Source organism: Arthrobacter gandavensis, assembly GCF_015355785.1.
In the GTDB taxonomy this organism is placed as follows: domain Bacteria; phylum Actinomycetota; class Actinomycetes; order Actinomycetales; family Micrococcaceae; genus Arthrobacter_B; species Arthrobacter_B gandavensis_A.
Genome location: NZ_JADKYW010000003.1, coordinates 444,388 through 469,609 on the forward strand (window position 1 = coordinate 444,388; position 25,222 = coordinate 469,609).

At 64.5% G+C, this 25,222-nt stretch carries 26 protein-coding genes and 1 riboswitch; of the genes, 8 read left to right on the top strand and 18 right to left on the bottom strand.

Features of this window, described 5'->3' with window-relative positions; genetic code table 11:
• Window positions 1-249 precede the first annotated feature (249 nt).
• A complete protein-coding gene (locus ITX31_RS03360) occupies window positions 250-993 on the top strand; it encodes a gamma-glutamyl-gamma-aminobutyrate hydrolase family protein (protein ID WP_323745567.1) in 744 nt (247 codons plus the stop codon).
• Window positions 994-1,129: 136 nt separating this feature from the next.
• Here the strand turns inward: ITX31_RS03360 and ITX31_RS03365 are convergent, their stop codons facing one another.
• Entirely contained in the window at window positions 1,130-2,779 is a 1,650-nt protein-coding gene (locus ITX31_RS03365; protein ID WP_323745568.1) for a catalase, read from the bottom strand.
• Between the two features lie 136 nt (window positions 2,780-2,915).
• Between ITX31_RS03365 and ITX31_RS03370 the strand changes: the two genes are divergently transcribed.
• On the top strand, window positions 2,916-3,347 hold the full coding sequence (locus ITX31_RS03370; protein ID WP_194782045.1) for a pyridoxamine 5'-phosphate oxidase family protein: 432 nt from the start codon (window positions 2,916-2,918) through the stop codon (window positions 3,345-3,347).
• Window positions 3,348-3,409: 62 nt separating this feature from the next.
• Here ITX31_RS03370 and ITX31_RS03375 read toward each other — a convergent pair whose 3' ends face one another.
• On the bottom strand, window positions 3,410-4,306 hold the full coding sequence (locus ITX31_RS03375; RefSeq protein WP_194782046.1) for a phosphodiesterase: 897 nt from the start codon (window positions 4,304-4,306) through the stop codon (window positions 3,410-3,412).
• Between the two features lie 262 nt (window positions 4,307-4,568).
• Between ITX31_RS03375 and ITX31_RS03380 the strand changes: the two genes are divergently transcribed.
• The gene (locus tag ITX31_RS03380) at window positions 4,569-5,102 is read left to right on the top strand and encodes a hypothetical protein (protein ID WP_323745569.1); all 534 of its coding nucleotides are present in this window, start codon (window positions 4,569-4,571) and stop codon (window positions 5,100-5,102) included.
• 118 nt (window positions 5,103-5,220) lie between these two features.
• Here ITX31_RS03380 and ITX31_RS03385 read toward each other — a convergent pair whose 3' ends face one another.
• From ITX31_RS03385 to ITX31_RS03410, 7 genes are all read right to left on the bottom strand, one after another.
• Window positions 5,221-6,279, bottom strand: coding sequence for a zinc-dependent alcohol dehydrogenase family protein (locus ITX31_RS03385; protein WP_194782047.1), 1,059 nt, complete (start codon window positions 6,277-6,279; stop codon window positions 5,221-5,223).
• 149 nt (window positions 6,280-6,428) lie between these two features.
• Entirely contained in the window at window positions 6,429-6,824 is a 396-nt protein-coding gene (locus ITX31_RS03390) for a YchJ family protein (RefSeq protein WP_194782048.1), read from the bottom strand.
• 70 nt (window positions 6,825-6,894) lie between these two features.
• A complete protein-coding gene (locus ITX31_RS15750; RefSeq protein WP_228528929.1) occupies window positions 6,895-8,313 on the bottom strand; it encodes a serine/threonine-protein kinase in 1,419 nt (472 codons plus the stop codon).
• 212 nt (window positions 8,314-8,525) lie between these two features.
• Window positions 8,526-9,833 carry an Nramp family divalent metal transporter gene (locus ITX31_RS03400; protein ID WP_194782049.1) on the bottom strand — a complete coding sequence of 436 codons (1,308 nt, stop codon included), beginning with the start codon at window positions 9,831-9,833 and terminating at the stop codon, window positions 8,526-8,528.
• A 104-nt stretch (window positions 9,834-9,937) separates the two neighbouring features.
• Complete coding sequence (locus ITX31_RS03405; protein WP_194782050.1) at window positions 9,938-10,333, bottom strand: hypothetical protein; 396 nt, start codon at window positions 10,331-10,333, stop codon at window positions 9,938-9,940.
• The gene (locus ITX31_RS15955; RefSeq protein WP_267240580.1) at window positions 10,330-10,458 is read right to left on the bottom strand and encodes a hypothetical protein; all 129 of its coding nucleotides are present in this window, start codon (window positions 10,456-10,458) and stop codon (window positions 10,330-10,332) included. The genes ITX31_RS03405 and ITX31_RS15955 overlap by 4 nt, the downstream gene beginning before the upstream one ends.
• Before the next feature lie 28 nt (window positions 10,459-10,486).
• Window positions 10,487-10,613, bottom strand: a riboswitch (SAM riboswitch).
• Between the two features lie 137 nt (window positions 10,614-10,750).
• A complete protein-coding gene (locus tag ITX31_RS03410; RefSeq protein ID WP_066298618.1) occupies window positions 10,751-10,954 on the bottom strand; it encodes a cold-shock protein in 204 nt (67 codons plus the stop codon).
• Window positions 10,955-11,163: 209 nt separating this feature from the next.
• On the opposite strand from ITX31_RS03410, the gene glsA reads away from it, so the two are divergent.
• Entirely contained in the window at window positions 11,164-12,978 is a 1,815-nt protein-coding gene (gene glsA / locus ITX31_RS03415; protein WP_194782051.1) for a glutaminase A, read from the top strand.
• A 191-nt stretch (window positions 12,979-13,169) separates the two neighbouring features.
• Here glsA and ITX31_RS03420 read toward each other — a convergent pair whose 3' ends face one another.
• From ITX31_RS03420 to ITX31_RS03440, 5 genes are all read right to left on the bottom strand, one after another.
• Window positions 13,170-13,373 (bottom strand): cold-shock protein, encoded by a 204-nt coding sequence (locus ITX31_RS03420; protein ID WP_055240158.1) that lies wholly within the window; start codon window positions 13,371-13,373, stop codon window positions 13,170-13,172.
• Between the two features lie 213 nt (window positions 13,374-13,586).
• On the bottom strand, window positions 13,587-14,165 hold the full coding sequence (locus ITX31_RS16045; RefSeq protein ID WP_194782052.1) for a DUF421 domain-containing protein: 579 nt from the start codon (window positions 14,163-14,165) through the stop codon (window positions 13,587-13,589).
• 93 nt (window positions 14,166-14,258) lie between these two features.
• Window positions 14,259-14,729 carry an acyl-CoA thioesterase gene (locus tag ITX31_RS03430; protein ID WP_228528930.1) on the bottom strand — a complete coding sequence of 157 codons (471 nt, stop codon included), beginning with the start codon at window positions 14,727-14,729 and terminating at the stop codon, window positions 14,259-14,261.
• A gap of 141 nt (window positions 14,730-14,870) precedes the next feature.
• Window positions 14,871-15,860, bottom strand: coding sequence for an LLM class flavin-dependent oxidoreductase (locus ITX31_RS03435; RefSeq protein WP_194782053.1), 990 nt, complete (start codon window positions 15,858-15,860; stop codon window positions 14,871-14,873).
• 67 nt (window positions 15,861-15,927) lie between these two features.
• Window positions 15,928-16,461, bottom strand: coding sequence for an SRPBCC family protein (locus ITX31_RS03440; protein WP_194782054.1), 534 nt, complete (start codon window positions 16,459-16,461; stop codon window positions 15,928-15,930).
• Window positions 16,462-16,602: 141 nt separating this feature from the next.
• Between ITX31_RS03440 and ITX31_RS03445 the strand changes: the two genes are divergently transcribed.
• Window positions 16,603-17,337, top strand: coding sequence for a DUF72 domain-containing protein (locus ITX31_RS03445; RefSeq protein ID WP_194782055.1), 735 nt, complete (start codon window positions 16,603-16,605; stop codon window positions 17,335-17,337).
• On the opposite strand, the gene ITX31_RS03450 is transcribed toward ITX31_RS03445, so the two are convergent.
• Genes ITX31_RS03450 through ITX31_RS03465 form a run of 4 tightly spaced genes read right to left on the bottom strand, consistent with a single transcriptional unit; the run spans window position 17,334 to window position 21,439 of the window.
• Window positions 17,334-18,131, bottom strand: a complete 798-nt coding sequence (locus tag ITX31_RS03450) for an ABC transporter permease (RefSeq protein WP_194782056.1) — start codon at window positions 18,129-18,131, stop codon at window positions 17,334-17,336. The two genes, ITX31_RS03445 and ITX31_RS03450, sit on opposite strands and share 4 nt — an antisense overlap.
• 10 nt (window positions 18,132-18,141) lie before the next feature.
• Entirely contained in the window at window positions 18,142-19,068 is a 927-nt protein-coding gene (locus tag ITX31_RS03455; RefSeq protein WP_194782057.1) for an ABC transporter permease, read from the bottom strand.
• Complete coding sequence (locus ITX31_RS03460; RefSeq protein ID WP_194782058.1) at window positions 19,068-20,219, bottom strand: ABC transporter ATP-binding protein; 1,152 nt, start codon at window positions 20,217-20,219, stop codon at window positions 19,068-19,070. The genes ITX31_RS03455 and ITX31_RS03460 overlap by 1 nt, the downstream gene beginning before the upstream one ends.
• Before the next feature lie 5 nt (window positions 20,220-20,224).
• Window positions 20,225-21,439 (bottom strand): ABC transporter substrate-binding protein, encoded by a 1,215-nt coding sequence (locus ITX31_RS03465; RefSeq protein WP_194782059.1) that lies wholly within the window; start codon window positions 21,437-21,439, stop codon window positions 20,225-20,227.
• A 248-nt stretch (window positions 21,440-21,687) separates the two neighbouring features.
• Between ITX31_RS03465 and ITX31_RS03470 the strand changes: the two genes are divergently transcribed.
• From ITX31_RS03470 to ITX31_RS03480, 3 genes are read left to right on the top strand one after another with little or no spacing between them, the layout of a single operon-like run.
• Window positions 21,688-22,152, top strand: a complete 465-nt coding sequence (locus ITX31_RS03470; protein ID WP_194782060.1) for an Lrp/AsnC family transcriptional regulator — start codon at window positions 21,688-21,690, stop codon at window positions 22,150-22,152.
• On the top strand, window positions 22,149-23,561 hold the full coding sequence (locus ITX31_RS03475; protein ID WP_194782061.1) for an aspartate aminotransferase family protein: 1,413 nt from the start codon (window positions 22,149-22,151) through the stop codon (window positions 23,559-23,561). Before ITX31_RS03470 ends, ITX31_RS03475 begins: the two co-directional genes overlap by 4 nt.
• The gene (locus tag ITX31_RS03480) at window positions 23,561-24,946 is read left to right on the top strand and encodes an NAD(P)/FAD-dependent oxidoreductase (RefSeq protein WP_194782062.1); all 1,386 of its coding nucleotides are present in this window, start codon (window positions 23,561-23,563) and stop codon (window positions 24,944-24,946) included. The genes ITX31_RS03475 and ITX31_RS03480 overlap by 1 nt, the downstream gene beginning before the upstream one ends.
• Window positions 24,947-25,222 lie beyond the last annotated feature (276 nt).

The following is a 25,222-nucleotide window of genomic DNA, read 5'->3' on the forward strand; positions in this document are numbered from 1 at the left end:
CTTCTTCCACATCCGTGGACTGGAATTAGTCCGGTGCATCCCATGCGCCAGCACCTCGCTGCACGGCTCTGCTTCACATGGATTGCTTTCACATGGATTGTTCCTGCACCGCCCAGCTCCGGCGAACGGGGAACCGAAGGGAAACCGAGGAACCAGCATGGCTAAGGCCCGGGTCGGCTGCACGCAGGTCGGCTCAAACACCGGCTGGCAGCGCAAGGCCGCTCAACCACCGTCTGGGAGAGCGCGAGCGTGGCGTTGAGCGGCTCTGAGGCCCAGTCCCCCGGCAGTACGGAGCGGCCGCTGATCGGCATCACCACGTACTACCAGGAAGCGGCCTGGGGGGTCTGGCAAAGACCCGCAGCGCTGATCCCCGGTACGTACGTCGAGGCAGTGGCGGCTGCGGGCGGCGTTCCGGTGCTCCTGCCGCCGGTAGCAACGGGGGAACACGTCCTGGACCGGTTGGACGGACTCATCACCGCCGGCGGGACAGACGTGGATCCGGCCCTGTACGGGCACGAACGGCACCCGCTGACGGTCAGCCAGCCGCATCGGGACACCCATGACCTGGCCCTGACCCGGGCCGCCTTGAACCGGGGCTTGCCGCTGCTTGCCATCTGCCGGGGCGCCCAGGTTCTGAACGTGGCGCTGGGCGGCACGCTGATCCAACACCTGCCCGTTGTCCGTCCGGAAGCCACCTACCAACCCTCACCCGGAGTCTTCGGGGAGGTGCGTTTCACCACCGCTCCGGGCTCCCTGGTCTCGTCCTTGCTCGGCCCGCAAGCCAGCGCCCCGTGCTACCACCACCAGGGCATCGCCGAACTCGGTCACGGCCTGGCTGTCACGGCAGTGGCACCGGAAGGCACCATCGAAGCCCTGGAACTGCCCGGCACCGGCAGCTGGGTCCTTGGAGTGCAGTTCCATCCTGAACAGAATCCGGAGGACCTGCGGCTGTTCCGGGGGTTCGTTGCCGCTGCCGGATCTTCGCAACGGTGATCGCAGCCGTCCCGTCCACCGAGGGGAAGACACCCATGTGGCAGGAACTGTCCAGGGGACGCCGAAACGGGCCGGATGCACGAACGGCGGCCGGTTGGGCCGGCCGCCGTTGGCGTGGAACGGTAGTGCGCAGGAACTAGCGGGAAACCACCACGTGCTCGTTCGGGACACAGTGGGTCATGGTCAGGCCCTCCACGTTCCGCGGGCCGTTGCTGCCGAGGTTCTTGACCCGTCCCAGTTCCTCTTCGGTCAGGGTCTGCGCGGGAAGCGGTCCCAGGTCCTTGATCTCAGCCAGCCCGATGCCCAGGCCCTCGCCTACGCGCGAACCCAGTTCGTCGTCGCACATGTAGAAGTGCCACAGCATGCGCTCCTGCACCGGACGGGCCGCCTGGGCAATGTTGTCCACGAAGTTCCTGACCAGATCCTCCTTCTCCCACTGCTCCATCAGCTGGAAGCGCTGGCCGGCCTGCAGGTAGTCATTCGTCCGCTCGATCCGTTCCCGGGTCAGGCGGCCTTCCAGCTCCGGTCCCACGGCGGACGGCACCTGCTTCGGAGCTTCCTGGACGCCGCCGGTGATGCTCGGCTCGTAGTTGACGTGCGGGTTCTGTCCCGGCGCCAGGTCGGTGCCGTAGGACATCTGCCCGCCCCGCTGGTTCGTGGCAACCTTCGCGTTCTTCGCGGAGTTGACCGGAAGCTGCAGGTAGTTCGGACCCACGCGGTAGCGCTGGGTGTCCGAGTAGCTGAACGTGCGTCCCACCAGCATCTTGTCATCGGAGAACTCGAGGCCGTCCACCAGCACACCGGTGCCGAAGGAGATCTGTTCGTTCTCGTTGTGGTGGTCGGAGACGTTCCGGTTCAGGGTCATGGTGCCAACAAGCTGCGGCACAAAGACCTCTTCGGGCCAGGTCTTGGTGTCATCGAGCGGGTCGAAGTCCAGCTCCGGGTGGTCGTGGTCATCCATCATCTGCACGTACAGGTCCCACTGCGGGAAGTCGCCGCGCTCAATAGCCTCGTAAAGGTCCTTCGAGGCATGGCCGAGATCGCCCGCCTGGATGTTCGCAGCGTCTTCCTCGGTCAGGGACTTCACGCCCTGCCGCGGCTGCCAGTGGTACTTCACCAGCTTCGACTCGCCCCCGGCGTTGACCCAGCGGTAGGTGTTCACGCCGAAGCCCTGCATGTGCCGGTAATCTGCGGGGATGCCGCGCGGGCTGAACAGGTTCACCAGCATGTGCATCGACTCCGGCGTCTGGGACATGAAGTCGAAGATCCGGGCCGGTTCCTGGCGGAAGGTCACGGGATCCGGCTTCAGGGAGTGGATGACGTCCGGGAACTTGATCGCATCACGGATGAAGAAGACTCCGAGGTTGTTGCCGACCATGTCCCAGTTGCCGTCTTCGGTGTAGAACTTCACCGCAAAGCCGCGGGGGTCACGTGCTGCTTCGGACGAGTCGCGGCCGCCGATCACCGTTGAGAAGCGGATGGCGACGTCGGTCTTCTTGCCCGGCTCCGAGAAAAGCTTGGCCCGCGTGTACCGGGAAATGGGTTCATCGCCCCACTTGCCCGTTGCTTCGAACTCGCCGTAGGCCACGAACCCGCGGGCGTGGACCACGCGCTCCGGGATCCGCTCCCGGTCAAAGTGGCTGATTTTCTCGAGAAGCTGGTAGTTCTCCAGGGTCGCCGGTCCGCGGGACCCCACCGTGCGGGTGTTCTGGTTATCCGAGACAGGGTGGCCCTGGCGAGTGGTCAGGTGTTCCCGGGGCGAATACTGCTTGTCGTCCGTCATCATGCTCTCTCTCAGTCGAGGTCGTGCCGATTAGGTCAGTAAGCTTACCGTTTCGGCGCCTGCGGTGCAGGTTGAAGGAGCCGTGCGGTTACGGAACAAGTCTCTGGCGGCACGGAGCCGGGGTTGGCAGACTGGTGGCATGACTACTGAAGAACGGCCTCCGGTTGTTGAGCTGACGGAAGAAGAAGCCTGGAAGTATGTCGAGAAGACGTTCCATGGGCGGCTCGCCTTCAGCGTGGGCAACCAGCCCGACATTTTTCCCATCAACTACTACGCACACGACGGCGTCCTGCTGTTCCGGACTGCGCCCGGCACCAAACTGGCCGGCGTGACCATCAACTCCCACGTAGCATTCGAGACCGACGGCATTCTGAGCGACGAGGCGTGGTCCGTCATCATCAAGGGAACGTGCCGCGAGCTGGACCACAGCGCAGAGATCGAGGAAGCCGAAAAGCTTCCGCTGAAGCCCTGGGTCAGCACTCCCAAGTACCGCTTCGTGGAGCTGACGCCCACTTCCATCAGCGGACGGTTCTTCAACCTCGGACCGGAACCGGATCCCGACGAACTCTAACGAGATGGCAGAAACTGCTCCTTTGGAGGCTGAAACGGCCAGTTTCTGCCATCTCGGCGGTGCTAGGCGTTGCTGAGCGTACGGGCGTCCAGGATCCGCCGTCCCGCTGCCTCCAGCCGACGGCGGGTCTCTGTTTCGTCCACCCGCTCGCCTACGGTGCTGCTTTCCTCCAGCGGCACCACGGAGTGGACCACCGAGTCCTCGTACACGTGGATCATGTTGAAGCCCTGGCCCGCGTCCTGGCCCCGGGTTCCCGGCGTTGCCAGGTCCTGGGTGTAACAGGTTGCCGACGCCACCGAGACCGGGATTCCGGCGAAAGTGGTGAAGGTTGAATAGTGCAGGTGCCCGGCGATGACAGCGCGGACATCGGATCCTGACAGGGCCGCCGCGAGGTCCCGCTGGTGGCGCAGCTCCACCAGGACTGTCAGGTCCTGGACGCTGGGAACGGGCGGATGGTGCAGCGCGAGGATGGTGCCCTCCGGGGCGGGGGTCCGCAGGACGGACCGCAGCCAGGAAAGCTGGGAGTCGCTGAGTTCTCCGTGGTGGTATCCCGGCACCGTCGAGTCCAGGGTCACGATCCGCAGGCCGTTGACCTCATAGACGCGGTCCATCGGCGCCATGTCAGGTGCTTCGTCCAGGAGCCGCTCTTTGAAGTGCTGCCGCTTGTCATGGTTGCCCATGACCCAAATGACCTTGGCCCCCATCCGCTCTGCGGCCGGCTCTACGATTGAGCGAAGTTGATCATAGGCTTCCGGTTCGCCCTTGTCCGTCAGGTCGCCGGTAAAGACGATGGCTTCGGGTTTGCGCTCTGCCTCGGCCAGCCGCTCGAAGAGGGAGATCAGCTTGGCCCGGCTGTCCACCGTTCCATACAGCGGATCCGGTCCAGCCAGGAGGTGGGTGTCGCTCAGATGAAGGATGAAATGTCGCGGCCGGGGGTGCTCGGCCGGGAGGTAATCCATTGGTGACCTTCTCGTGTCGATTACGGGTTTCCCAGTACCTTCCTTAATAAAAGCAGAAATCGTGCCCGCGGGGGCAGTTTGCGTCGGCATGTTGATCCTCCCGCACCGAATGTGCATCTCCCGGCCATGCGCTGTTGGCCCACGTCCGGGGACGCATCCGGGTTCAGGTTCTTCCGCCTGCATACCCCGCGGCCTCTTCCGCCCGTTCGGGGTGCAGCCGTAGGCTCATGCGTGGAAACTGCCCTCTCCGTTAGGACCCACCATGAAACTCAGCCACATTCCGCTGCGGCTCACTACCGGCGCCTACATCCTCAATTCGGGCCTGAATAAGCGCAGCCTGGACGACGAGTCCGCCGCCGGGCTGCAGCACCTGGCCGGCAACGCCTTCCCGCAGGTCCTGGACCTGGAACCGGCGCGCTTCGGAAAACTGCTCTGCGCCGCCGAGATCGGCGTTGGGCTGACCATGCTGACTCCGTTCGTGCCCAGCCGCCTCGCGGGCCTAATCCTTGGCGCCTTCTCCGGAGGGATGATGAGGATGTACCTGAAGACCCCGGACTTCACTGAGGAGGACGGCATCCGGCCCAGCGCTGCGGGTGTGCCGTTCGCCAAGGACATCTGGATGCTGGGAATCGCCGCCGCCCTGGTGCTGGATACCAAAAGCAGGACCAGGACTAAAACCAAGGTCGTGAAGGTCCCGACGCCGGTGAAAGCGACCGCGGCTGCCGCAGCGGTGAAGGCCGCGAAGGACCTCAAGGAGTCCAAGGAGTCAAAGGGGTCAAAATCCAGGAAGGGTTAGGCGCAGCAGCCCCTGGATCAGGTGGATGACGCTGGAAAGTGCGGTGCGCTGCTGCGCACCGCACTTTCCAGTATTCTTGCCGGCCCGGCTGCTGCCGGCCAAAACCGGCGCAGAAGGACTAGGAGGCCGTGAGAATCACCTTCAGCGCATCGGTTTCCGCGGCACGCGCGAAGGTGTCGTACGCGGTCATCATGTCATCGAGCGGATAGCGGTGGCTGATGAACTGCTCGGCCGGAAGCTTCCCCTCAGCCATGAGCTTCAGCAGCATGGACAGGGTGTCCGTGTTGACCAAGCCCATGCTGATGTCGATGTTCTCGATCCAGAGCCGCTCCAGGGCCAGGCTGACCGGCTTGCCGTGGACGCCGACGTTCGCCACGCTGCCGCCGGGACGGACGATCTCCGTGCACATTTCGAAGGTCCGCGGAATGCCCACCGCCTCCACGGCGACGTCCACGCCCCAGCCGTCCGTCTGGGACATGATCTGCTCTTTCCAGTCGGAGTCTCCCGAATTGACCCCGTGGGTGGCACCGAAACGCCGCGCCTGGTCCACCCGGTTCTGGTCCAGGTCCACCGCGATGATCTTGGCAGCGCCGTACAGGCCCGCTGTGGAGATAACGGCCAGGCCAACAGGCCCGGCACCACTGACCGCTACGACGTCGCCCGGCTTGGTCCGGCCGTACTGCACGCCCATCTCGAATCCGGTTGGGAAGATGTCGCTCAGCAGCACGCCGTGCTCCGCAGGCACACCCTCCGGAAGGATGTACATGGAGGTGTCTGCGTACGGAACCCGAACGTACTCGGCCTGTGTGCCGTCGATGAGGTGCCCAAATATCCAGCCGATGCCTGACTGGCCTTCGGATCCGGTGCAGTGCGAATACAGGCCCTCCTTGCAGAAGCTGCAGGAGCCGTCAGCTGACACGCAGGCCAGGATGACCTTGTCCCCCGTCTTGAAGTTGGTGACACCGGACCCGGTCTCGGTAACGGTTCCCACCCCTTCATGGCCGAGGATGCGTCCCGGTGACACGGCAGGAACGTCGCCCTTCAGGATGTGCAGGTCCGTGCCGCAGATGGTTGTCGTGTCGATCTTCACGATCACGTCGCGCGGGTCCTGGATCGTGGGATCCGGGACGTCCTTCCAGGCTTTTTGACCGGGGCCTTCGTAAACGAGTGCTTTCATGGTGTCCTCGTTCTGCTGGGGGTCCGACCACTGGCAGGCGCGTACGCCTGTTCGGGAGTCTTCCCTGTGCAGGCCCGGGGTGACGGGCCCGCCGTCGGACGCTTGTTAACCCTAGGCTTGCCGCGCAGCCGGGGGAAGGCACCGGCCCCCTAGTCGCCCGCTACGTACAGCCATCGCCCTCCTTCGCGTACGAAGGTGCTGCGTTCACGCTGGACGCCGTGCGCTCCGTCCAGGCGGTAATGGGCTTCAAACGTGACGGTGCCGGTGGAATCCAGCGGAGAGCCGGCAACGCTGGAGACAATGTCCAGCCGCCGCCAGTTCATCTCCGGGTCAAGGTCCAGGTGCGCGGGCCGGGAGCTGGGATGCCAGGTGCGGACAAGGTAGTCCGTGTCCCCGGTGACGAAGGCCGTGTAGCGCGAACGCATCAGCGCCTCCGCGGTGGGTGCGGGGGACGTACCTGCGTGGAAGCGCCGGCAGCAGTGCCGGTAGGTCTCACCGCTCAGGCACGGGCAGCGGTCAGTCTCGGATAACGCCGGAAAACTCATCTGTCCAGTATGCGAGAAAGTGGCCGTGCGAACCTAACACCGCCGTGTGTACGTTTCCGGGCGCCGGGACTTACGGAGGGCTGCCCGTGCTGGTTCCGCCGACCTGCCCGGGCACCGGCGAACGGTTCACCGAGTCGTCCGCGCCGACCCTGCCTGCGGCCAGCACGACGGCGACAGTCAGCACGGTCATCGCCAGGACCGCCAGCAGCGCACGTCCTGCGAGCACGGCCCGGCCCGGCTGCAGCGGAAGGGCGGCTGCCGGGGCGAGGGCCGCCCTGGACCCGTTCGCGCGTCCCTCACCGGATTCGCTCCCCGCTCCCGCGGCGGCGGGGGCGACCCGCCCGATGGAGGGCGGGGTGGGAGGTGCGGCTGGAGTGTGGATATCCGGATGGTCGGATTCATCCCTGGCAAGGTAGGCGGCGGCGGCCCGTTCCATTGCAGGTGTGCGGAGGTCGGAGCCGCGGCTTGAGGCGGCATTCCCGGCCGGTTCAGCCGGTTCTGCCCGGCCAGGCGCACCCGCGCCGGGCGGGAGGGAAACTCCTGCAGCGCCGTCGGCCGTTGTTTCGCCGGAGACGTGTGCCTCAGGAACCGGCCCGGTCTCCGGTGCCCGCTCGGCCACGGCAGCCGGAACCGCCCAGCGGTAGTCCAGGAGAGCCGCCGAGACTTCCGCTGCAGTCGGTCGTGACTCCGGGTCCCGCTCGGTCATGCCGGTCAGCAGCGAGGACCACCGAGGACCCAGCGACGGTGGGATTTCCGGATCCCTGCTCAGCCTAGAGACTGCGGCCTCCAACGGGCTGCCGCCAAACTCGATCCTCCCGGTCAGGCATTCGAGCAGCACCAGGCCCATTGAGTAAATGTCCGAAGCCGCTGACGCGGACTGTCCGGACGCCTGTTCGGGGCTCAGGTAATTGGCGGTGCCAAGCGTGGCTCCGGTCGCTGTGTACCGGGCGCCGTCGAGCATCCGGGCAATGCCGAAGTCGGTGAGCTTGGCGCGTGGCGCCGTGCCCGCGATGGCCGGAGGCAGGAGGATGTTGGCCGGTTTCACGTCCCGGTGAATCACTCCCCGGGTGTGGATGTAGGCCAGGGCTCCGGCGAGCTCCGCTCCCACGTAGGCTACGTTGGCGCCGGGCACCGGGCTCTCACGCAGGCGCCTGCGCAGGTCCGGGCCATCCACCAGTTCCATGACCAGGTAGGCCCGCGGCTCGCCGTCCGGGCCGTCGTCCCGGCCGGCGTCGTCCTTGCCCGCGTCGTACAGGGTGACGAGCCCGGGATGGGAGAGGGACGCCAGAAGCCGCATTTCGGTTTCCTGCCGCCCGACGTCGTCGGGATCAACGGCACTGGCCCGGAAGAGCTTCACGGCTACGTCTCGGCCGAGAGCTTCATCCAGTCCCTTATAGACGGTGGCCATGCCACCGTGGCCAATTGGTTCGATGAGTCGGTACCGGCCCGCAATCACACGATTCAGGCCACCCGCTGCGCTGATTTCCATGCTGCAACCTTCTCTCGCCACAACAGCGTAACGGAGGGTTTCCAGCGCGCACCTGGGGTCCGGCTACATATTTTCGAACTGTGTTTTTCCCTCGAAGATGAAGGACCGATGCGCTAAACTGCCCTGCCCCGCTGATGCGTGGCAGGGCAGTTTTCCGGTGCTTAGATCCCGCTCTCCGGAACCGGCGGCGGGACCGGGCCCGGGGCCTTGGGTTACTCCCCGCCGAAGACCGGTGCGAGAGCCTTCCAGGCCTGCTGCAGGCCGAGAATGATAAACAGCAGGGCGGTGATGCCCAGCGCGATGTTGGTGTGCAGCCGGTTGGCCCATTCCTTGGGAATCCGCTTGCCGTTAAGCAGTCCCAAAAGCGTGACAGCCAGGAACGGCATGAACAGGGAGCCAAGCACACCGTAGGCCAGGATCAGGCCGATGGGCTGGCCCAGGGCGAACAGGATCATGGGCGGGAAGGTCAGCCACAGGACGTAGAACTTGAAGTACTTGCCGCCCACGCGGGTATCCGGGTGTCCCGATTCCTTGCCGCGCATGTTGCCCCAGAAGTCGGCGAACATCAGGGAGACACCGTTCCAGACGCCGATGATGGAGGAGAAGGACGCGGCCCAGAAACCGACCAGGAAGCCGGTGCCCACGAAGTCTCCGTATTCGAGCTTCAGCACGTCGTAGAGGTCGAGGAGGCCCTTGTCTCCGGCGCTGAGGGTAATGCCTGCGGTGCGTACTACCTCGGCACCGACAATGAGCATGGCAATGACGAAGATGCCCGTCATGACGTATGCCATCGAGTTGTCGATGCGCATCACCTTCATCCACTTGGGCGTGTACCAGCCCTTTTCACGCAGCCAGTATCCGTAGGCCGCGAGGGTGATGGTGCCGCCAACGCCGCCGGCCAGCGCCAGGGTGTAAACCACTCCGCCTTCCGGGATCATCGGCACCAGGCCCTTGAACATCTCCGGGATGTTGGGGGTGGCGATGATGGCAAGGCCTACGACGGTGACGAACATCAGGCCAACCAGGCCGGCCGTGATCTTTTCGAAGGTGGCATACTTGCCGAACCAGACCATCACAAAACCTGCCAGGCCCATGAGGATTGCCCAGGCCCACAGCGGCAGGAACGGGAAGACGGCTGCCAGCGGAAGAGCGGCCGAGGACATGGCTGTGGCTCCGTAAACGAAGCCCCAGATCATGATGTACGGACCGAAGTACCAGGTGGTCCACCGGCCAAGGGAGCGCCAGCCTTCAAAGATTGTCTTGCCGGTGGCGAGCGTGAAGCGGCCCGCGCCTTCAACCAGGATGATCTTCAGGATGACGCCGAGGATAACCGCCCACAGCAGTCCGTAGCCGTAACGGGAACCGGCCACCAGGGTGGCGACCATGTCCGCAGCTCCGACGCCCGTGGCCGCAACCACAAGTCCGGGGCCAACTATTTTCCATTTGGCAGCTTTGCCGCCGTCATCGTCGATCCGTTCCGAATGCGGTACCGCGTCCGCGCGGGAAGTGTTTTCAGCCATCGGCCAGGAATTCCTAACGTGCGAGTGTCCGCGGCGCCAAGACAGCACGCGGAAGTGTGCCCGGCCTCGCCCGGGACAATGAATTCTCTCACAAGGGGTTGCACTCAGCCGAATTCCGTGGATGGGCTAACAGTGCGCGCACCGCAGTCCGCAAAGACCTCAGGCTCAGCAGTCACAACCGTGAGGTTGCGCGCCAGGGCCGTTGCCGCCAGCCACGTCTTCAGGCAGCCGCGGACGTCCTCCGGCGCCGGGGGCGGCAACGTCCGCCACAGCAGGGCAACCTCGCAGTCCACCGGGAGGATGTTCTCCGCAAAGCGGGAAGACAGTTCCAATAGCCATCCGGGTGTGGTTGATTCGAGCTCGCCCACGGTCAGCGCGGAAACGAAGACGCGCAGATGGCTGCGCCTGCGGAGGAACTCGACGACGGCGCGGTCCGGGGACCCGCTGCGGACCTCCGCCACGACGGGGGTATCCAGAAGCAGTCCCGAAGGACCGCTCATGCCGCGGCGGCCGGTTCGCCCAGCAGGAAGTCCACGAAGGCTTCCCGAATACTCACCAGGGACCCATAGTCCTGGAGGCTGACGGCATTCAGGCCGCTTGCGGGAGGGAACTCAGAATTATCCATGGGTGCGGCGCCGGGCGCCGGTCCTTTCGGCGTGCTCTTGCCTGGCACCGGCTGCCCCGGAGGGCGAGTGCAGGCCGCTTCTTCATCCGAACCACCCAACGAGCGTGGGGTTGGTATGCGGCCAAGTCGGAGCTTGGCGGCCGCAGTTCTTGAAGCTTTTAGGAGTATAGACAGAAGTGCACCGGTTTCGCGTACCGCGTTACGTCAACCCATCGCTTAAACAACAGATGCAGGACGGAAACCGTCCTGCATCTGTGTCCAGCTGGCCCGTGAAGTGGGCCGGGAGTCTTAGTTAGACAGCCTGGATGTTTACCGCCTGGGGGCCCTTGGGTCCCTGTTCGGTATCGAAGCTAACCTTCTGGTTCTCTTCGAGGGAGCGGTAGCCGCTCGCATTGATGGCGGAGTAGTGGGCGAAAACATCGGCGCTGCCGTCATCGGGCTCGATGAAGCCGAAGCCCTTTTCGGAGTTGAACCATTTCACGGTGCCTGTTGCCATTTTTAATCATCCTTCTGAAGCGAAACATCCCCGACCGTCGAGGAGTTTCCAGCTGAAGTGTTTCACGCAGCGTCAGACAAGAAAAGCGGCTGTCCCTGGATTCGGGGTTCGCCGCTTCAAGTCAAAACGCTCAACACAACAACTGCGGCCAGTATACACAGAGGTAACGGTCAGGTCACGGGGTTTCCGCGGCCCCGTAGGCTGGTTGGATGGACTCCCCGATCGATCATTACCTGCAGCGAATCCACACCGAGATAGCGGACCTGAAAGACGGCAAGCCCTACAGCTCCATCCCTGCGATGGCCAACGTCGATCCGAACAACTTCGGCATAGTCCTGGCGACTGCGGACGGGTACGTGTACGAAGTAGGGAATACCCGCGAAGAGTTCAGCATCCAGTCGATCTCCAAGCCGTTTACCTACAGCCTTGCCCTGGCGGACCGCGGCATGGACGACGTCGATGCGAAGGTCGACGTGGAACCGTCCGGTGATTCATTCAACGAGATTTCACTCGCCGAAGGCTCGGGACGTCCGGCAAATGCAATGATCAATGCCGGCGCGCTCACTGCTACGTCGCTGGTCCGCGGGTCCGGCGGCAATTCGAGGTTCAAGCGGATTCTTAATACCTATTCGGCGTTCGCCGGCCGCCAGCTCTCCGTCAGTGAACGGATCTACCAGTCCGAGCTCAAGTCCGGCCACCGCAACCACGCGCTGGCATACCTGCTGCGCAGTTTCGACATTATTGAATCGGATCCCACGCCGGTGATTGAGGACTATTTCCGGCAGTGCTCGGTCATGGTCTCCACTCTTGACCTGGCCATGATGGCGGCCACCCTGGCGAACAGCGGCCGCAATCCGCTCACCAACGATCAGGTGCTCGACATTGCCCCGGTGGAACGAGTGCTCTCCGTCATGGCCACCTGCGGAATGTATGACGACGCCGGCGCCTGGATGAGCAGCGTCGGCATGCCGGCGAAGTCCGGCGTAGCGGGCGGCACCATTGCCGTGCTTCCCGGACAGATCGGACTCGCTGTCTACTCGCCGCCGCTGGACGAACACGGCAGCAGCGTGCGCGGCGTCGCCGTCGCGCAGCGCCTTTCACGTGACCTTGAACTGCACTTCGTCCGCGCCGGGCGGACAGGCCGGTCCGCCCTGCGCGGTTCCTACGACATCGGCACCACCCCCTCCGGGATCCGCCGCAGCGAGGAAGCAGCCAACGTGCTGCGTGCCAACGTTGGCCGGGCCCGGATCCTGGAACTGAACGGTGACCTGCTATTCGCCGGTGCCGAAGCCATGGTGCGTGAACTCGCTTCGTTGGATGACGACGTCGAACTGGTGGTCCTGGACCTGCGCAGCGTTGATGAGGTGTCCGGGGTGGCGATGCGCATGTTCGCTGAAGCCGCCCAAATGCTGACTGATTCCGGCCGCGCCCTGGCCATCGTGGACTCCGCAGGTGCCGTGGCCGAAAGCCTGATGGAGGACGGCCACAGCATTCAGTCCTTCGCCACCCGGTCAGCCGCGGTTGAGTGGTGCGAGGAGGAGCTGCTGGGCCGGCATGCGGCGGACCTGGTGCAGCCTGCGCGGATCCTGCCGGTCAACTCGCCTGCCCTGGCCCCCATGGACGAGACCGATTCAAAGGACGTAGCCGCGCGAATGGAAAAGCTGATGTTCGACGACGGCGACGTGATCCGCCGGATCGGCCAGCGCTTTAGCGGCGTTTACTTCATTGCGTCCGGACATGTGCAGACCCTCATGCCCGGATCCGACGGACACCGGGTGAAACTGAACCGGCTCGGTGCCGGCATGACGTTCGGTGAAATGGCCCTGGGTGAGGACAAGCGGCAGGAAACCACGGTCAAGGCCGACGGCGCTGTGGAGGTGTGGCGGCTGCCTGCGGAGGAGATCGCGCGGATGGAGGAAGAAGAGCCGCGCCTGGCCATGCAGTTCTGGCGCGCACTCACCCAGGACGCGTATACCCGCGTGGAGCAGTATCTCCGCGAAGCCGCTGTCCGGGTACAGGACTAGCTTCCTCTTTCCCTGTCTCCCCCAACCAAACCCATCGAGATGGCAGATAAGGCTCGTTTGAGCGTCCAAACGAGCCTTATCTGTCATCTCGGCGGCGCGGGACCGTGGTTAAGCAAGAAGAGCAGGACGGTTGCCCGTCCTGCTCTTCTTTTTAGAGGCCTGCCTTAGCGGCGGCGTCTAGGCTTCTGAAATTAGAGGCCCTGAATGTTCGTAGCCTGCGGACCCTTGGGGCCCTGCTCGGTGTCGAAGGAGACCTTCTGGTTCTCTTCGAGGGACTTGTAGCCGCTGGAGTTGATAGCGGAGTAGTGAGCGAAGACGTCGGCGCTGCCGTCGTCCGGCTCAATGAAGCCGAAGCCCTTTTCGGAGTTGAACCACTTCACGGTACCTGTAGCCATTTTAATATTCCTTCTGGATTGAAACACTTCCCGACCTTCGGGAGGTTTCAGTCGCGGTGTTCCTTTACCGCTTTTACAGAAAAGCGGCTAGCCCGTTTGGGTTTCGCCGCTTGAAATACAAAATGCGCAACACAACAACTGAGAAAGACTCTACACGGGATCCCCCCAAACGCCTAATCGTGCATCAGGGCGGAGCCGGCCCCTGGAGTTCCGCTAGGAGCCGGGGCGTCTGTCCCGCTCCGGCAGCAGAAGCTCACCGGGAATCCGGTCCCTGTCAGCCACGCGCCGCAGGAGCTCGCGTTCCACCGGCACTCCCCTCCGCAGCACGCTCACGTCTCCGGTGGGCTCAAGCAACACTATTGAAACCTCGGAAAAGTTGTGGATCCCGGCCTGGCGCAGTTTGAAATAAAGCTCGTCATTCTGGATGCGGGCTTTCCTCAGGTTGTCAGCCAGGATTTCGTTCCCGGCCATCAGCAGTACCGGCCTGCTGCTGAGGTAGACGCCCCGCTTGGTGCGGCGGAGGTACTCTTCCAGCCGCATCATGGTGAACAGGGTCAGGAGTCCAATGATCCCGGCAGCGAGGGTAGGCGTGTAGCCAAGGATGACCCGCCCTACGACGCCGCCCAGGGCAATGACGATGGCCTTGTCCAGGGTGGACCAGCTGGCCAGTGACCTTTGGCCGAAGCCCCTGATCAGGACGAAGAACACGGCATAGATGCCGACGGCCGAGACCACCACCCACAGGGCTTCGACGGGCGTTATGCCAAGGCTGTACCACGGATCATTCGACACGGATGTGCCTCCTCCAGCAGTGGATGGTTCCCCGGCACCTCAGGCAGGCAGCTGACTCAGATGGTAGTCCCCCGGACTTCCGCCCGGGACCCGTCAGGCGAAGACAGACGCGCCGGTGTACTGATGCAGCAGCTGGCGCTGCCGGGAAGAGACCCGCTGCAGCGCCCCGCTGGTGCCGTCCACGAACGCCAGCGTGGTTTCGGCCTTCATGCACGGCTTGCTGGTCACCGGGTCCGACACCAGGTACGAAATAGTCAGGCTGGCTCCTTTGACGGAGCTGAACCAGATGTCCACGTCCGCCGGAACGTTCCGGTATTCGAGCGGGGCGAGGTACTTGACCCTGTGCTCCGAGACGAGGGACTGCGTGTTCGGCGGAACAGTATTGAAGAGCGGAACCGGAGGCTCCGTTCCCGGCGCACCGGTGCCGCCGGGCGGGCCAAATGCCAGGATTCTGGCTTCTTCCAGCATCCGGATGACTTCAACGTTGTTGATGTGGCCGTACGCATCCATGTCGGACCAGCGCATGGGCACTCGAACCCGGATGACGTGGGCAGAAGTTTCCATGCCTAGATTCTGGCACAGCGCGCTGCCGGGAAGCCGCCGTCGTTCTACCACCGCACATCCGCTGCTCCCTTAATCGAGATGGCAGAAACTGCCCGTTTGAAGCCTCAAACGGGCAGTTTCTGCCATCTCGGTGGATTTGGGTTAGGCGGGGATGAGCTCCGCCGCCTCGGCCAGCAGCGTGAACGAACGCAGGCGCTGCTCGAGGGTGGGAGCATGCGTAGCCACGATGAGCTCATCAGCCGAGGCATGCCCGGCGAACCAGTCCAGATAGGACCGGACTTCGGACGGGGTTCCGACGCCGGAGTAGTGGCCCATCATCTTGATGTGCTGGCCTGCCGGCGATTCAAGCACCAGGTCTGCCTCTTCATCCGTGTAGGTGCGGTCCTTGCCAAGCAGCTGCGTGACCCGCCGCCGCTGGGACTGCTTGAAGATTGCCTCCGCCTCTTCGGTGGTGGGCGCGGCGAGGGCATTGACCCCGGCGATCACGTACGGCTCGGCAAGCTGCTCGGAGGGCTGGAACTCGCGCCGGTAGAGCGCGACGGCGTCCTGCAGCGCCTGCGGAGCGAAGTGGGAAGCGAAGGAGTACGGCAGGCCCAGCGCGGCGGCGAGACGGGCACCGAACAGTGAAGAGCCGAGGATGTACAGCGGCACGTTGGTGCCCTTGCCCGGAATGGCATCGATGCCCGGAATCAGGCTGTTGCCGGTGAGGTAACCCTGCAGCTCCTGGACGTCACGGGGGAAGCTGTCCGCGGACATTGGATCCCGGCGGAGGGCACGCATGGTTTTTTGGTCGCTGCCCGGGGCGCGGCCGAGGCCAAGATCGATCCGCCCCGGATACAGGGACTCCAGGGTGCCGAACTGTTCGGCAATGGTCAGCGGAGCATGGTTGGGCAGCATGATGCCGCCGGCGCCGAGCCGGATGGTGGAGGTGTTGGCTCCGATGAAGGAGATCAGTACGCTCGTTGCCGACGAAGCGATGGTGGGCATGTTGTGGTGCTCGGCGTACCAGACGCGGCGGTAGCCGAGCTTTTCGGCGTGCCGGGCCAGCGCCAGGCTGTCCCGGAAGGATTCGGCTGCAGTCCCGCCCTCTTCAATGGAGGCGAAGTCGAGGATTGAAAGCGGGTACGTCATGGGACAGCTGGCCTTTCGTTGCACTGGGTGGGCTTAGCAGTACAACCGAAGGACCCCCGGGGTTATTTCAGGACGGCCGTGCCAGAAACGCCGCCAGCCGGGAAAAGGACGAGTTCCAGCCCGTTTCATGACTGTCCCTTTCCGCCGCAGTGGGAAAGGGTCCCTGCGCGAAGGACATCTGCGTTCCGTCCTTGCGCGCTTCCAAATCCACGGCGATCAGCGTGGTGTTGCTGGCCGGGCTGCCGTCCGGCTGTTCCCACTGCTGGGTCATCGACAGGTGTTCCGGCGGGTCAAGCCGTTCAAGGGTTCCGCCCCACCACAACTCGTCCCCCGTGATGGTATTCACCATGCAGGCCTGGTAGCGGCCGCCTTCCCTGTTCTCCATGCGCACCCGGTCCGCTGGAACAATGAATCCCTCCGGCCCCCACCAGTCCGTGACGTGGGTGAGGTCCGTCCAGGCGTTGTACACGGCGTCCGGCTGTGCCCGGAGGTTCCGGACCATCCGCAGGTAGATCCCCCGCCGGGCCGGCTGGTCCGGCGGGTCAGGCTGGTCCGGCTGGTCCGGCTGGTCAGGCTGTTGCGGCTGTTCTGGCGAATTCATGACAGGTCCTTTCCCGGGCAGCGACGGCCGTCTGAGGCTCCGCTTCCAGTCTGCCGTTCACCCCCTGCCCATGGGTACGCCGCCGGGCAGTTTTCGCCGGCCCGGGAGTACCTTGGTTCCACCGGACAGAAGGGAGCGTCGATGGGGCAGCTGCTGATCGGAACCTCCGGCTGGACCTACCGGGACTGGCGCGGAGTGCTGTATCCAAAAGGCGTACCGACGGCGAAGTGGCTGGAGTACTACGCCGGGCAGTTCAGCACCGTGGAATTCAACGGGAGTTTCTACCGGTGGCCGCGCGAGGAGGCTTTTGCCCGTTACCGGGCCCGGCTGCCGGAAGGATTCGAGTTCTCCGTGAAAGCTCCGCGGGGACTGACGCATGCCCGCAAGCTGCGGGAACCCCGGGAATGGATCGGCAGGATACGCCGCTGCTGGGAGCAGCTTGGATCCCGGGCAGGTGTCCTCCTGCTGCAGCTGCCGCCGGATTTTGAGCGCGACGACGAGCGGCTGGGCACAGTGCTCGCTGGCCTCCCGGACGGCATCCGCACAGCAGTCGAGTTCCGCCACGGGTCCTGGAACAACTCCGAAGTCTATTCCCTGCTGTCCCGGTACAACGCCGCTTACTGCGTGATGAGCGGGGCCCAGCTGCCCTGCATCCTGGAAGCCACAGCGGACTTCGTCTATGTGCGCCTGCACGGGCCGGACGAACATTCCCTCTATGCGGGCTCCTATCCGGACCGGGACCTGCGGTGGTGGGCCGGCCGCATCCGGGAGTGGCGGGCCGGCGGGCGGGATGTTTATGCGTACTTCAATAACGACGGCGGAGGCGCCGCGGTTCAGAACGCGCGGCGCCTCCGGGAACTGCTCGCCGGGCCCTAGCGGGCCGCCAGCATCTTGGCCCGGCGGTGTGCCAGGACCTGTCCGCCGATCACGACCAGCAGGGAAATGATGAACATGGCCGAGCCAATCACATTGGCCTGCGCCGGGATGCCCCGGGTAGCCGCCACGTAAATGAACTTCGGGAACGTGTCCAGGTTTCCCGAGTTGAAGTTGGTGATGATGAAGTCATCAAAGCTCATCGCGAAGGCAAGCAGCGCGGCCGCCACGATGCCCGGCAGCAGCAGCGGGAAGGTGACCCGCCAGAACGCCTGGACCGGCGAGGCGTAGAGGTCCCCGGCCGCTTCCTCCAGCTTCGGGTCGAGGCTCGCTACGCGGGCCTTGACCGTCACCACCACGAAGGAGATGCAGAAGATGGAGTGCGCGATGATCACGGTGCCCATGCCCAGCTCAGCTCCGATGTTCAGGAACTGCGCCAGCAGCGAGGCTCCCAGTACCACCTCGGGAGTCGCCAGCGGCAGGAAGATCAGCATGTTCGCGGTCGCATTGAACTTGAAGCGGTAGCGGACCAGCCCGACGGCGATCGCTGTGCCCAGCGCCGTCGAAATCAGCGTTGCCGCGAGCCCCACCTGCAGGCTGTTGCCGAGCGCTTCGCAGACGCCCGGAGCACCGCAGGGGTTCTTCCAGTTATCCAGCGTGAAGCCGCGCCATGAAAGGTTGGTGCGTCCGGCGTCGTTGAAGGAGAACGCGAAAACGTAAACGATCGGAACCAGGAGGAAAAGGAAGGCCAGTCCGCCAAACACCGGCACGAGCCAGCGGCCCAGTTTTTGTTTCATGTTTGGTTCCTTACATCAGTTCTTTGGTGCCGAAGCGCCGGACGTACAGGATCACCAGGAACAGGATCGCCAGCATCAGCAGGAAGGAGAGCGCCGAGGCGCCCGGGTAGTCCACCACCCGGAAGAACCGCGAGTCGATGACCTGGCCAATCATGGTGGTGTTCTGGTTGTTGCCGAGCAGCGCGGCGTTCACGTAGTCGCCGGTGGCGGGGATGAACGTCAGCAGGGTCCCGGCCATGACGCCCGGAAGGGAAAGCGGGAAGGTGATCTTGCGGAAGGTGGTGAAGCCGTTCGCGTACAGGTCCCCGCCGGCCTCGATCAGCCGGGTGTCCAAGCGTTCAAGGTTGGCGTAGATGGGCAGCGTCATGAAGGGCAGGAAGTTGTACGTCAGGCCGCAGATCACGGCGAAGGCCGTGGCCGTGAGCCGTCCGTCTTCCGGCAGCAGGGACACCGCCCGCAGCACCGAAACCACCGGGCCCTCATCAGCCAGGATCTGCTTCCAGGCCTGGGTGCGCAGGATGAAACTGGTGAAGAACGGCGCGATGATGAGCACCAGCAGGATGCCCTTGAGCAGCTTCCGGTCCCGCAGCCGCACCGCCACCAGGTAGGCCATCGGGTAGCCGATCGCCAGCGCGGCGACCGTGGCGATCAGTGCGAAGCCGAAGGATCGGAGCACCGCCGGCCAGTAGTTCTGCAGCACCACCACGTAGTTGCCGAATTCAAGGGCCGGAACAAACTGCCCGACGTCGGCACCTTCAGGCTTGATGTAGAGCGAGGTTGCCAGCAGGGACAGCACCGGCATCGCAAAGAAGAGCAGCAGGAAGATGAACCCGGGCAGGATCAGGAGGTAGCCGATCCGTCCGCGGCGCTTGCTGGCCTCCTCCTCCGCGGCGCTGGGCCCGGTGCCGGTGGCCTTGCCCGCGGTGAGGAGCGCCATTAGAAGCCGTCCTCTCCGGCGCCGGCCTCCCGGTCCTCGCTTCCACTGAGGCCAAAGGCATGCTCGGGATCCCAGGCAAGACGCACCCGGTCCCCGTCGTTGAACAGGGGCCCGCCGTGGTTCTGTGCGAATACGCCGACGGTGCCGATGCCCTCGGCGTCGACCAGGTATTCGGTGCTGGCACCGGTGAAGGAAGCGTCGAGCACCACGCCGCGGATCGAACCGGGTGCGGCAGCAGCGGCGTCGGCTTCCATCCGCAGCTTCTCCGGACGGATGCCCACCAGGATCTTCCCGGTGTGGTCCGTGGCCCGCTCCTTGAGCAGGGTCAGGGAGTTGCCCGCGACGTCGATCTGCAGGTACTGCCCCGCCTCACCGGTGACCGTGGCCGGCATGAGGTTGGACTTGCCCAGGAAGTTCGCGACAAAAGCGGTTCGCGGAAGTTCGTACAGTTCCTGCGGCGGGCCCATCTGCTCAACCTCGCCGTGGTTCATCACGGCCACGGTGTCCGCCATGGTCATGGCCTCTTCCTGGTCGTGGGTGACGTGGACGAAGGTCAGGCCGACTTCGGTCTGGATCTTCTTCAGTTCAACCTGCATCTGGCGGCGCAGCTTCATGTCCAGCGCGCCGAGCGGCTCGTCGAGGAGCAGCACGGCGGGCCGGTTGACGACGGCGCGGGCGAGGGCGACGCGCTGCTGCTGGCCGCCGGAAAGCTGCGCCGGGCGGCGCGCACCCAAGTGCGCCAGTTCCACGAGTTCGAGTGCAGCCTTTGCCTGGGCTTCGGCGTCGCGGATCTTGCGGCGCTTGAGCCCGAAGGCCACGTTGTCCAGCACGCTCATGTGCGGGAACAATGCGTAGTTCTGGAACACGGTGTTGACCGGGCGCTGGTACGGGCTGGTGCCCGTGATGTCCTTGCCGCCAATCGAAATGGTGCCGGCTGTGGGCTGTTCCAGTCCGGCGATCATCCGCAGGGTGGTGGTCTTTCCGCAGCCCGAGGGTCCGAGCAGGGCGAAGAAGGAGCCTGACGGGATGACAAGGTCCAGGTTGTCCACGGCCGTGAACTCGGTGAAACGCTTGGTGACTCCGGAAAGGACGAGGTCCGCTCCGGTCCCCTTGATGGCGCCGGGGTCCCGGGAAAGTTCTGTGGTGCTCATGGTGCCTAGTTTCCGATCGCGGTCTGGAAGCGGTCGCTGAAGTCGGTCTCTTCGTCCGGGGTGAGGGTCCGCACCACGTGGGTGCTGGCGAGGAACTCGTCTGACGGGAAGATCAGCGGGTTCTCGACGAGATCGGGATCGATCGCTTCCATGGCTTCCCGCGCACCCTCAACCGGGCAGACGTAGTTCACGTAGGCCGCTACGGTAGCCGCATTCACGGGATCGTAGTAGTAGTCCATGAGCTTCTCGGCGTTGGTCTTGTGGGTGGCCCCGATGGGTACCAGCAGGTTGTCCGACCAAAGCGTGCCGCCGGCCTCCGGAATGGCGAACTCCCACTTGTCCCCCTCCTCGAAGTTCAGCTGCGTGATGTCGCCGGACCACCCGATTACTGCCAGCGCGTCTCCCGAAATGAGGTCCTCCTTATAGGAGTTGCCCTTGACCTGGCGGATTTGTCCGTCAGCAATCTGCTTGGACAGGACGTCCAGCGCGTTCTCGAACTCGTCCTCGCCCCACTCGCCGGTGATGTCCACGCCCTGGTCCAGCATGAGCAGGCCCATGGTGTCCCGCATTTCATCCAGGACTTCCACACGGCCCTTGAGCTCGGGCTGCCACAGATCCGAGACGGACTTGAGGCCCTGAGGGAAGGCTTCCTTGTTCCAGGCGATTCCGGCGAAACCGGTCTGCCAGGTGAGGGAGTGCTTGCGTCCCGGGTCGAAGTCCACGTTCTGAAGGGATTCGAGCAGGTTCTTGGAGTTGGGGATGTTGGCCAGGTTCAGTTCCTGGGTGTAGCCCAGGCGGATCAGCCGTGCCGCCATCCAGTCAGTCAGAGTGACGATGTCCTGGCCAATGTCCTGGCCTGAGGACAGCTGGCCCTGGACCTTTCCGAAGTACGTGTCATTGCCGTCCACGTCCTCCGAGTAATTGGCCTTGATTCCGGTGGCTTCGGAGAAAGCCTCAAGCGAGGGGTAGGTACGGGTCGAGTCGTCGTAGTCCAGGTACAGGGTCCAGTTCGCCCAGTTGACGACCTTGTCCGTATCCGAGACGTCGGTTGCGGGGCTCGGCTTGGCGGAGGATCCGCCTCCGGTTCCGCCTCCCGTGCCGCAGGCAGCCAGCATGCCGGCGAGGGACAGGCCACCGGCACCCATCAGCAGCTTCCGCCGGGAGAGCTGGGCGTTGACGATACTCCGTAGCATCGGATCGTTCACGGGGCGCTTCGACATGGGAACTCCTTGCTGGCACTACTGCACTGCGGACGGGTGTTGATGATTGATAGTGCCAGACCGAATTCCGTGGAGACAAGGCTTTTCGTTGTAAAAGTTTTGTTACACAACGGTTTCCAAATGAATATGCCTAACATCAGTACGCTTTCGGTTCTCAAAAGCCTTGATTTCGCATGAAATAAAAGATTCAATGGCTACCACTCAGGCAGTCTCAGCTATCGAATCCGCACTTGGAGGTGGCGCTAACCATGGATTCCGCGCCCGGAAACCATTCCGTCGACGACATCTCCAAAGCGATCATCGAACAGCTGCAGGAGGACGGACGCCGATCCTACGCCGCGATCGGAAAGGCTGTTGGTCTCTCCGAAGCGGCCGTTCGGCAGCGCGTCCAGAAACTGACGGACAGCGGAATCGTCCAAATCGTCGCTGTAACCGATCCCCTGCAGCTGGGCTTTCCCCGGCAGGCGATGCTGGGGATCCGGGTCAACGATGACGTCCTGGCGGTGGCCGACCGCATCTCGGCCATTGATCAGGTGGACTACTGCGTTGTCACAGCCGGCTCGTTCGATCTGCTGGCTGAAGTGGTGTGCGAAAACGACCAGGACCTGATGCTGCTGGTCAACCGGTTCCGCAGCATTCCCGGAATTTCAAGCACCGAAACCTTCATGTATCTCTCCCTGCGCAAGCAGGCCTACAACTGGGGCACCAGATGACCGAAACAACTGTCCAGCCTTCAACTTCTTCGTCAACGACGCCGCGGGGAACAGACCGCCAGCAGGCGGCCCGGGACCACCTGTGGATGCATATGGCCCGCCACTCGGGACCGGTTGCCGGTGGAAATGTTCCGATTATTACGCGCGGCAAAGGCCACCACATTTATGACGACCGCGGCCACGAACTGATTGACGGCCTGGCCGGGCTCTTCACGGTGCAGGTCGGCCACGGCCGCGAAGAGCTGGCGGAGGCAGCCGCCCGCCAGATGCGCGAACTGAGCTTCATGCCGCTGTGGTCCTATGCCCACCCGCCGGCCATCGACCTGGCCGAACGCCTCGCCGCAGGAGCGCCCGGCGACCTGAACCGTGTCTTCTTCACTTCCGGCGGCGGCGACTCCGTCGAATCCGCATGGAAGCTGGCCAAGCAGTACTTCAAGCTCACCGGCCGGCCCACCAAGCACAAGGTGATCTCCCGTGCCGTTGCGTACCACGGCACTCCGCAGGGCGCCTTGTCCATCACCGGCATCCCGGACATGAAGTCCGCCTTCGAGCCGCTTGTTCCCGGTGCCTTCCGCGTGCCGAACACCAACCAGTACCGTGCACCCGTTGGCTTGGAGGATCCGGAGGCCTTCGGCCGCTGGGCCGCGGACCGAATCGGCGAAGCCATCGAATTCGAAGGTCCGGACACCGTGGCCGCCGTGTTCCTGGAACCGGTGCAGAACTCCGGCGGATGTTTCCCACCGCCCCCCGGTTACTTCAAGCGGGTGCGTGAGATCTGCGACCAGTACGACGTCCTGCTCGTCTCGGACGAAACAATCTGCGCCTTTGGCCGGGTAGGTTCAATGTTCGCCTCAACCGACTTCGACTACGTGCCGGACATCATCACCTGCGCCAAGGGCATCACCAGCGGCTACGCTCCCCTGGGCGCGATGATCGCCTCTGACCGCCTGTTCGAACCGTTCGCCAAGGGCGACACCACCTTCTATCACGGCTACACCTTCGGCGGGCACCCGGCCTCCGCCGCCGTCGCCATGGCCAACCTGGACATCTTCGACGCCGAGGACCTGTTCAACCGGGTGAAGACCAACGCCCCCGCCTTCCGCGCCACGCTGGAGAAGCTGAAGGACCTGCCGATCGTGGGCGATGTCCGCGGCGAAGGCTACTTCTACGGAATCGAGCTGGTGAAGGACAAGGCCACCAAGGAGACCTTCTCCGCGGACGAGTCCGAGCGCCTGCTGCGCGGCTACGTTTCCACCGCGCTTTACGACGCCGGCCTGTACTGCCGCGCCGATGACCGCGGCGACCCCGTCATCCAGCTCGCCCCGCCGCTGACGATCGGCCAGCCCGAGTTCGACCAGATTGAGTCGATCCTCCGCGCGGTCCTCACGGAAGGACTCAACCACCTCTGATGAGCACCTCCACAGCCCCGGTAAACGGCAACGTCTCCTTCTGGTACGCGGAAACCGGCCTGCCGGATCCGCGTCCCGGCCTGGACGGGAACCGAGAGGCGGACGTCGCCGTCGTCGGTGCCGGTTACACGGGGCTGTGGACTGCCTATTACCTGAAGAAAGCCAGGCCGGACCTGTCCGTGGTAGTACTCGAGTCCCGGTTCGCGGGATTCGGTGCCTCCGGACGCAACGGCGGCTGGCTCACCAACTCGATCACCGGGGGCCGCAGCCAGTACGTAAAATCCCACGGCCGCGCCGTCGTGGGGCGGTTCCAGGAACTGCTCAATGAAACCGTGGATGAAGTTATTGCGGTTGCCGGCGCCGAGGGCATCGACGCCGCCGTAGCCAAGGGCGGGGAACTCAATGTTGCGCGCAACGAGGCGCAGCTCGGACGGCTGCTGGCCTGGGCCGAAGACGAGGCGGCCTGGCCGGAGGCCGGAACACGCCTGCTAGATGCCGCCGAAACAGCCCGGCGGATCCAGGTTGCCGGTGCCCTGGGCAGCGTCCACCATCCCCACTGCGCCCGCATCCATCCTGCCCGGCTGGTGCGCGGGCTGGCCACCGCCGTCGAACGCCTTGGGGTTCCCATTTATGAGGGAACCACCGTGACGGACATCCAGCCCGGCCGCGCTGTGACCGACCGCGGCACGGTAAGCGCAAGATACGTGCTGCGCGCCACCGAGGGCTTCACAGCGAACCTGCGCGGCCACCACCGCGAATGGCTGCCCATGAACTCCTCCATGATCGCCACCGAACCGCTCCCGGACTCGGTCTGGCGGCAGATCGGCTGGAATTCAATGGACACCGTCGCAGACATGGCCCACGCCTACATGTATGCGCAGCGCACTGCCGACGGGCGCATCGCCCTCGGCGGACGCGGGGTGCCCTACCGTTTCGGTTCCCGCACGGATACCGACGGCGCCACCCAGCCGGAAACCATCGCCAGCCTCACCGCACTGCTGCAGGACATGTTTCCTGCCGCTGCCGAGGCCCGGATTGAGCATGCCTGGGCCGGCGTCCTGGGCGTCCCGCGGGACTGGAAGGCCACTGTTGGGCTGGATCCGAAGACCGGCCTGGGGTGGGCGGGCGGCTACGTGGGTACCGGCGTCGCGGCCACGAACCTGGCGGCCCGCACCCTGCGAGACCTCGTCCTTGAACCCGGCAGCGAACTCACCCGCATGCCGTGGGTGAACCGGAAGGTCCGCAGATGGGAACCTGAACCGCTGCGCTGGATCGCGGTGAAGGCGATGTACGCGGCGTACTACGCTGCCGACCGCGCCGAACGCAACGGCCGGAGCACGACGTCGCCCATCGCCAGGGCTGCGGACCTCGTCTCGGGACGGTAGCCGGGCGGGCGGTAGCCGGCCTTCTGCGGGGCTGGGTTTCTGCTATGGCTGGGGCCACCGTCGGGTTCCCACGCACTGTGACACCTGTGCACTCCCGGGGTCCCAACCTTCACCACCGCAACGACGGCCGGGAAACCGAGCCGCCGCGAGGGGTCCGCCGTCGGGGTGGGCCGCCGGGGCTGGGGCCGCAGTCGGGACTCCCAGCACCGTGACACCTGTGCACTCCCGGGGTCCCAACCGTCACCACCGCAACGACCGCCGGGAAACCGTGCCGCC

What these genes read in the sequence shown, in the direction of transcription:
- ITX31_RS03365 (WP_323745568.1), bottom strand. Translation starts at nt 2,779, where the DNA reads ATGATGACGGACGACAAGCAGTATTCGCCCCGGGAACACCTGACCACT.
- ITX31_RS03370 (WP_194782045.1), top strand. Translation starts at nt 2,916, where the DNA reads ATGACTACTGAAGAACGGCCTCCGGTTGTTGAGCTGACGGAAGAAGAA.
- ITX31_RS03375 (WP_194782046.1), bottom strand. Translation starts at nt 4,306, where the DNA reads ATGGATTACCTCCCGGCCGAGCACCCCCGGCCGCGACATTTCATCCTT.
- ITX31_RS03380 (WP_323745569.1), top strand. Translation starts at nt 4,569, where the DNA reads ATGAAACTCAGCCACATTCCGCTGCGGCTCACTACCGGCGCCTACATC.
- ITX31_RS03385 (WP_194782047.1), bottom strand. Translation starts at nt 6,279, where the DNA reads ATGAAAGCACTCGTTTACGAAGGCCCCGGTCAAAAAGCCTGGAAGGAC.
- ITX31_RS03390 (WP_194782048.1), bottom strand. Translation starts at nt 6,824, where the DNA reads ATGAGTTTTCCGGCGTTATCCGAGACTGACCGCTGCCCGTGCCTGAGC.
- ITX31_RS15750 (WP_228528929.1), bottom strand. Translation starts at nt 8,313, where the DNA reads ATGGAAATCAGCGCAGCGGGTGGCCTGAATCGTGTGATTGCGGGCCGG.
- ITX31_RS03400 (WP_194782049.1), bottom strand. Translation starts at nt 9,833, where the DNA reads ATGGCTGAAAACACTTCCCGCGCGGACGCGGTACCGCATTCGGAACGG.
- ITX31_RS03405 (WP_194782050.1), bottom strand. Translation starts at nt 10,333, where the DNA reads ATGAGCGGTCCTTCGGGACTGCTTCTGGATACCCCCGTCGTGGCGGAG.
- ITX31_RS15955 (WP_267240580.1), bottom strand. Translation starts at nt 10,458, where the DNA reads ATGGATAATTCTGAGTTCCCTCCCGCAAGCGGCCTGAATGCCGTCAGC.
- ITX31_RS03410 (WP_066298618.1), bottom strand. Translation starts at nt 10,954, where the DNA reads ATGGCAACAGGCACCGTGAAATGGTTCAACTCCGAAAAGGGCTTCGGC.
- glsA (WP_194782051.1), top strand. Translation starts at nt 11,164, where the DNA reads ATGGACTCCCCGATCGATCATTACCTGCAGCGAATCCACACCGAGATA.
- ITX31_RS03420 (WP_055240158.1), bottom strand. Translation starts at nt 13,373, where the DNA reads ATGGCTACAGGTACCGTGAAGTGGTTCAACTCCGAAAAGGGCTTCGGC.
- ITX31_RS03430 (WP_228528930.1), bottom strand. Translation starts at nt 14,729, where the DNA reads ATGGAAACTTCTGCCCACGTCATCCGGGTTCGAGTGCCCATGCGCTGG.
- ITX31_RS03435 (WP_194782053.1), bottom strand. Translation starts at nt 15,860, where the DNA reads ATGACGTACCCGCTTTCAATCCTCGACTTCGCCTCCATTGAAGAGGGC.
- ITX31_RS03440 (WP_194782054.1), bottom strand. Translation starts at nt 16,461, where the DNA reads ATGAATTCGCCAGAACAGCCGCAACAGCCTGACCAGCCGGACCAGCCG.
- ITX31_RS03445 (WP_194782055.1), top strand. Translation starts at nt 16,603, where the DNA reads ATGGGGCAGCTGCTGATCGGAACCTCCGGCTGGACCTACCGGGACTGG.
- ITX31_RS03450 (WP_194782056.1), bottom strand. Translation starts at nt 18,131, where the DNA reads ATGAAACAAAAACTGGGCCGCTGGCTCGTGCCGGTGTTTGGCGGACTG.
- ITX31_RS03455 (WP_194782057.1), bottom strand. Translation starts at nt 19,068, where the DNA reads ATGGCGCTCCTCACCGCGGGCAAGGCCACCGGCACCGGGCCCAGCGCC.
- ITX31_RS03460 (WP_194782058.1), bottom strand. Translation starts at nt 20,219, where the DNA reads ATGAGCACCACAGAACTTTCCCGGGACCCCGGCGCCATCAAGGGGACC.
- ITX31_RS03465 (WP_194782059.1), bottom strand. Translation starts at nt 21,439, where the DNA reads ATGTCGAAGCGCCCCGTGAACGATCCGATGCTACGGAGTATCGTCAAC.
- ITX31_RS03470 (WP_194782060.1), top strand. Translation starts at nt 21,688, where the DNA reads ATGGATTCCGCGCCCGGAAACCATTCCGTCGACGACATCTCCAAAGCG.
- ITX31_RS03475 (WP_194782061.1), top strand. Translation starts at nt 22,149, where the DNA reads ATGACCGAAACAACTGTCCAGCCTTCAACTTCTTCGTCAACGACGCCG.
- ITX31_RS03480 (WP_194782062.1), top strand. Translation starts at nt 23,561, where the DNA reads ATGAGCACCTCCACAGCCCCGGTAAACGGCAACGTCTCCTTCTGGTAC.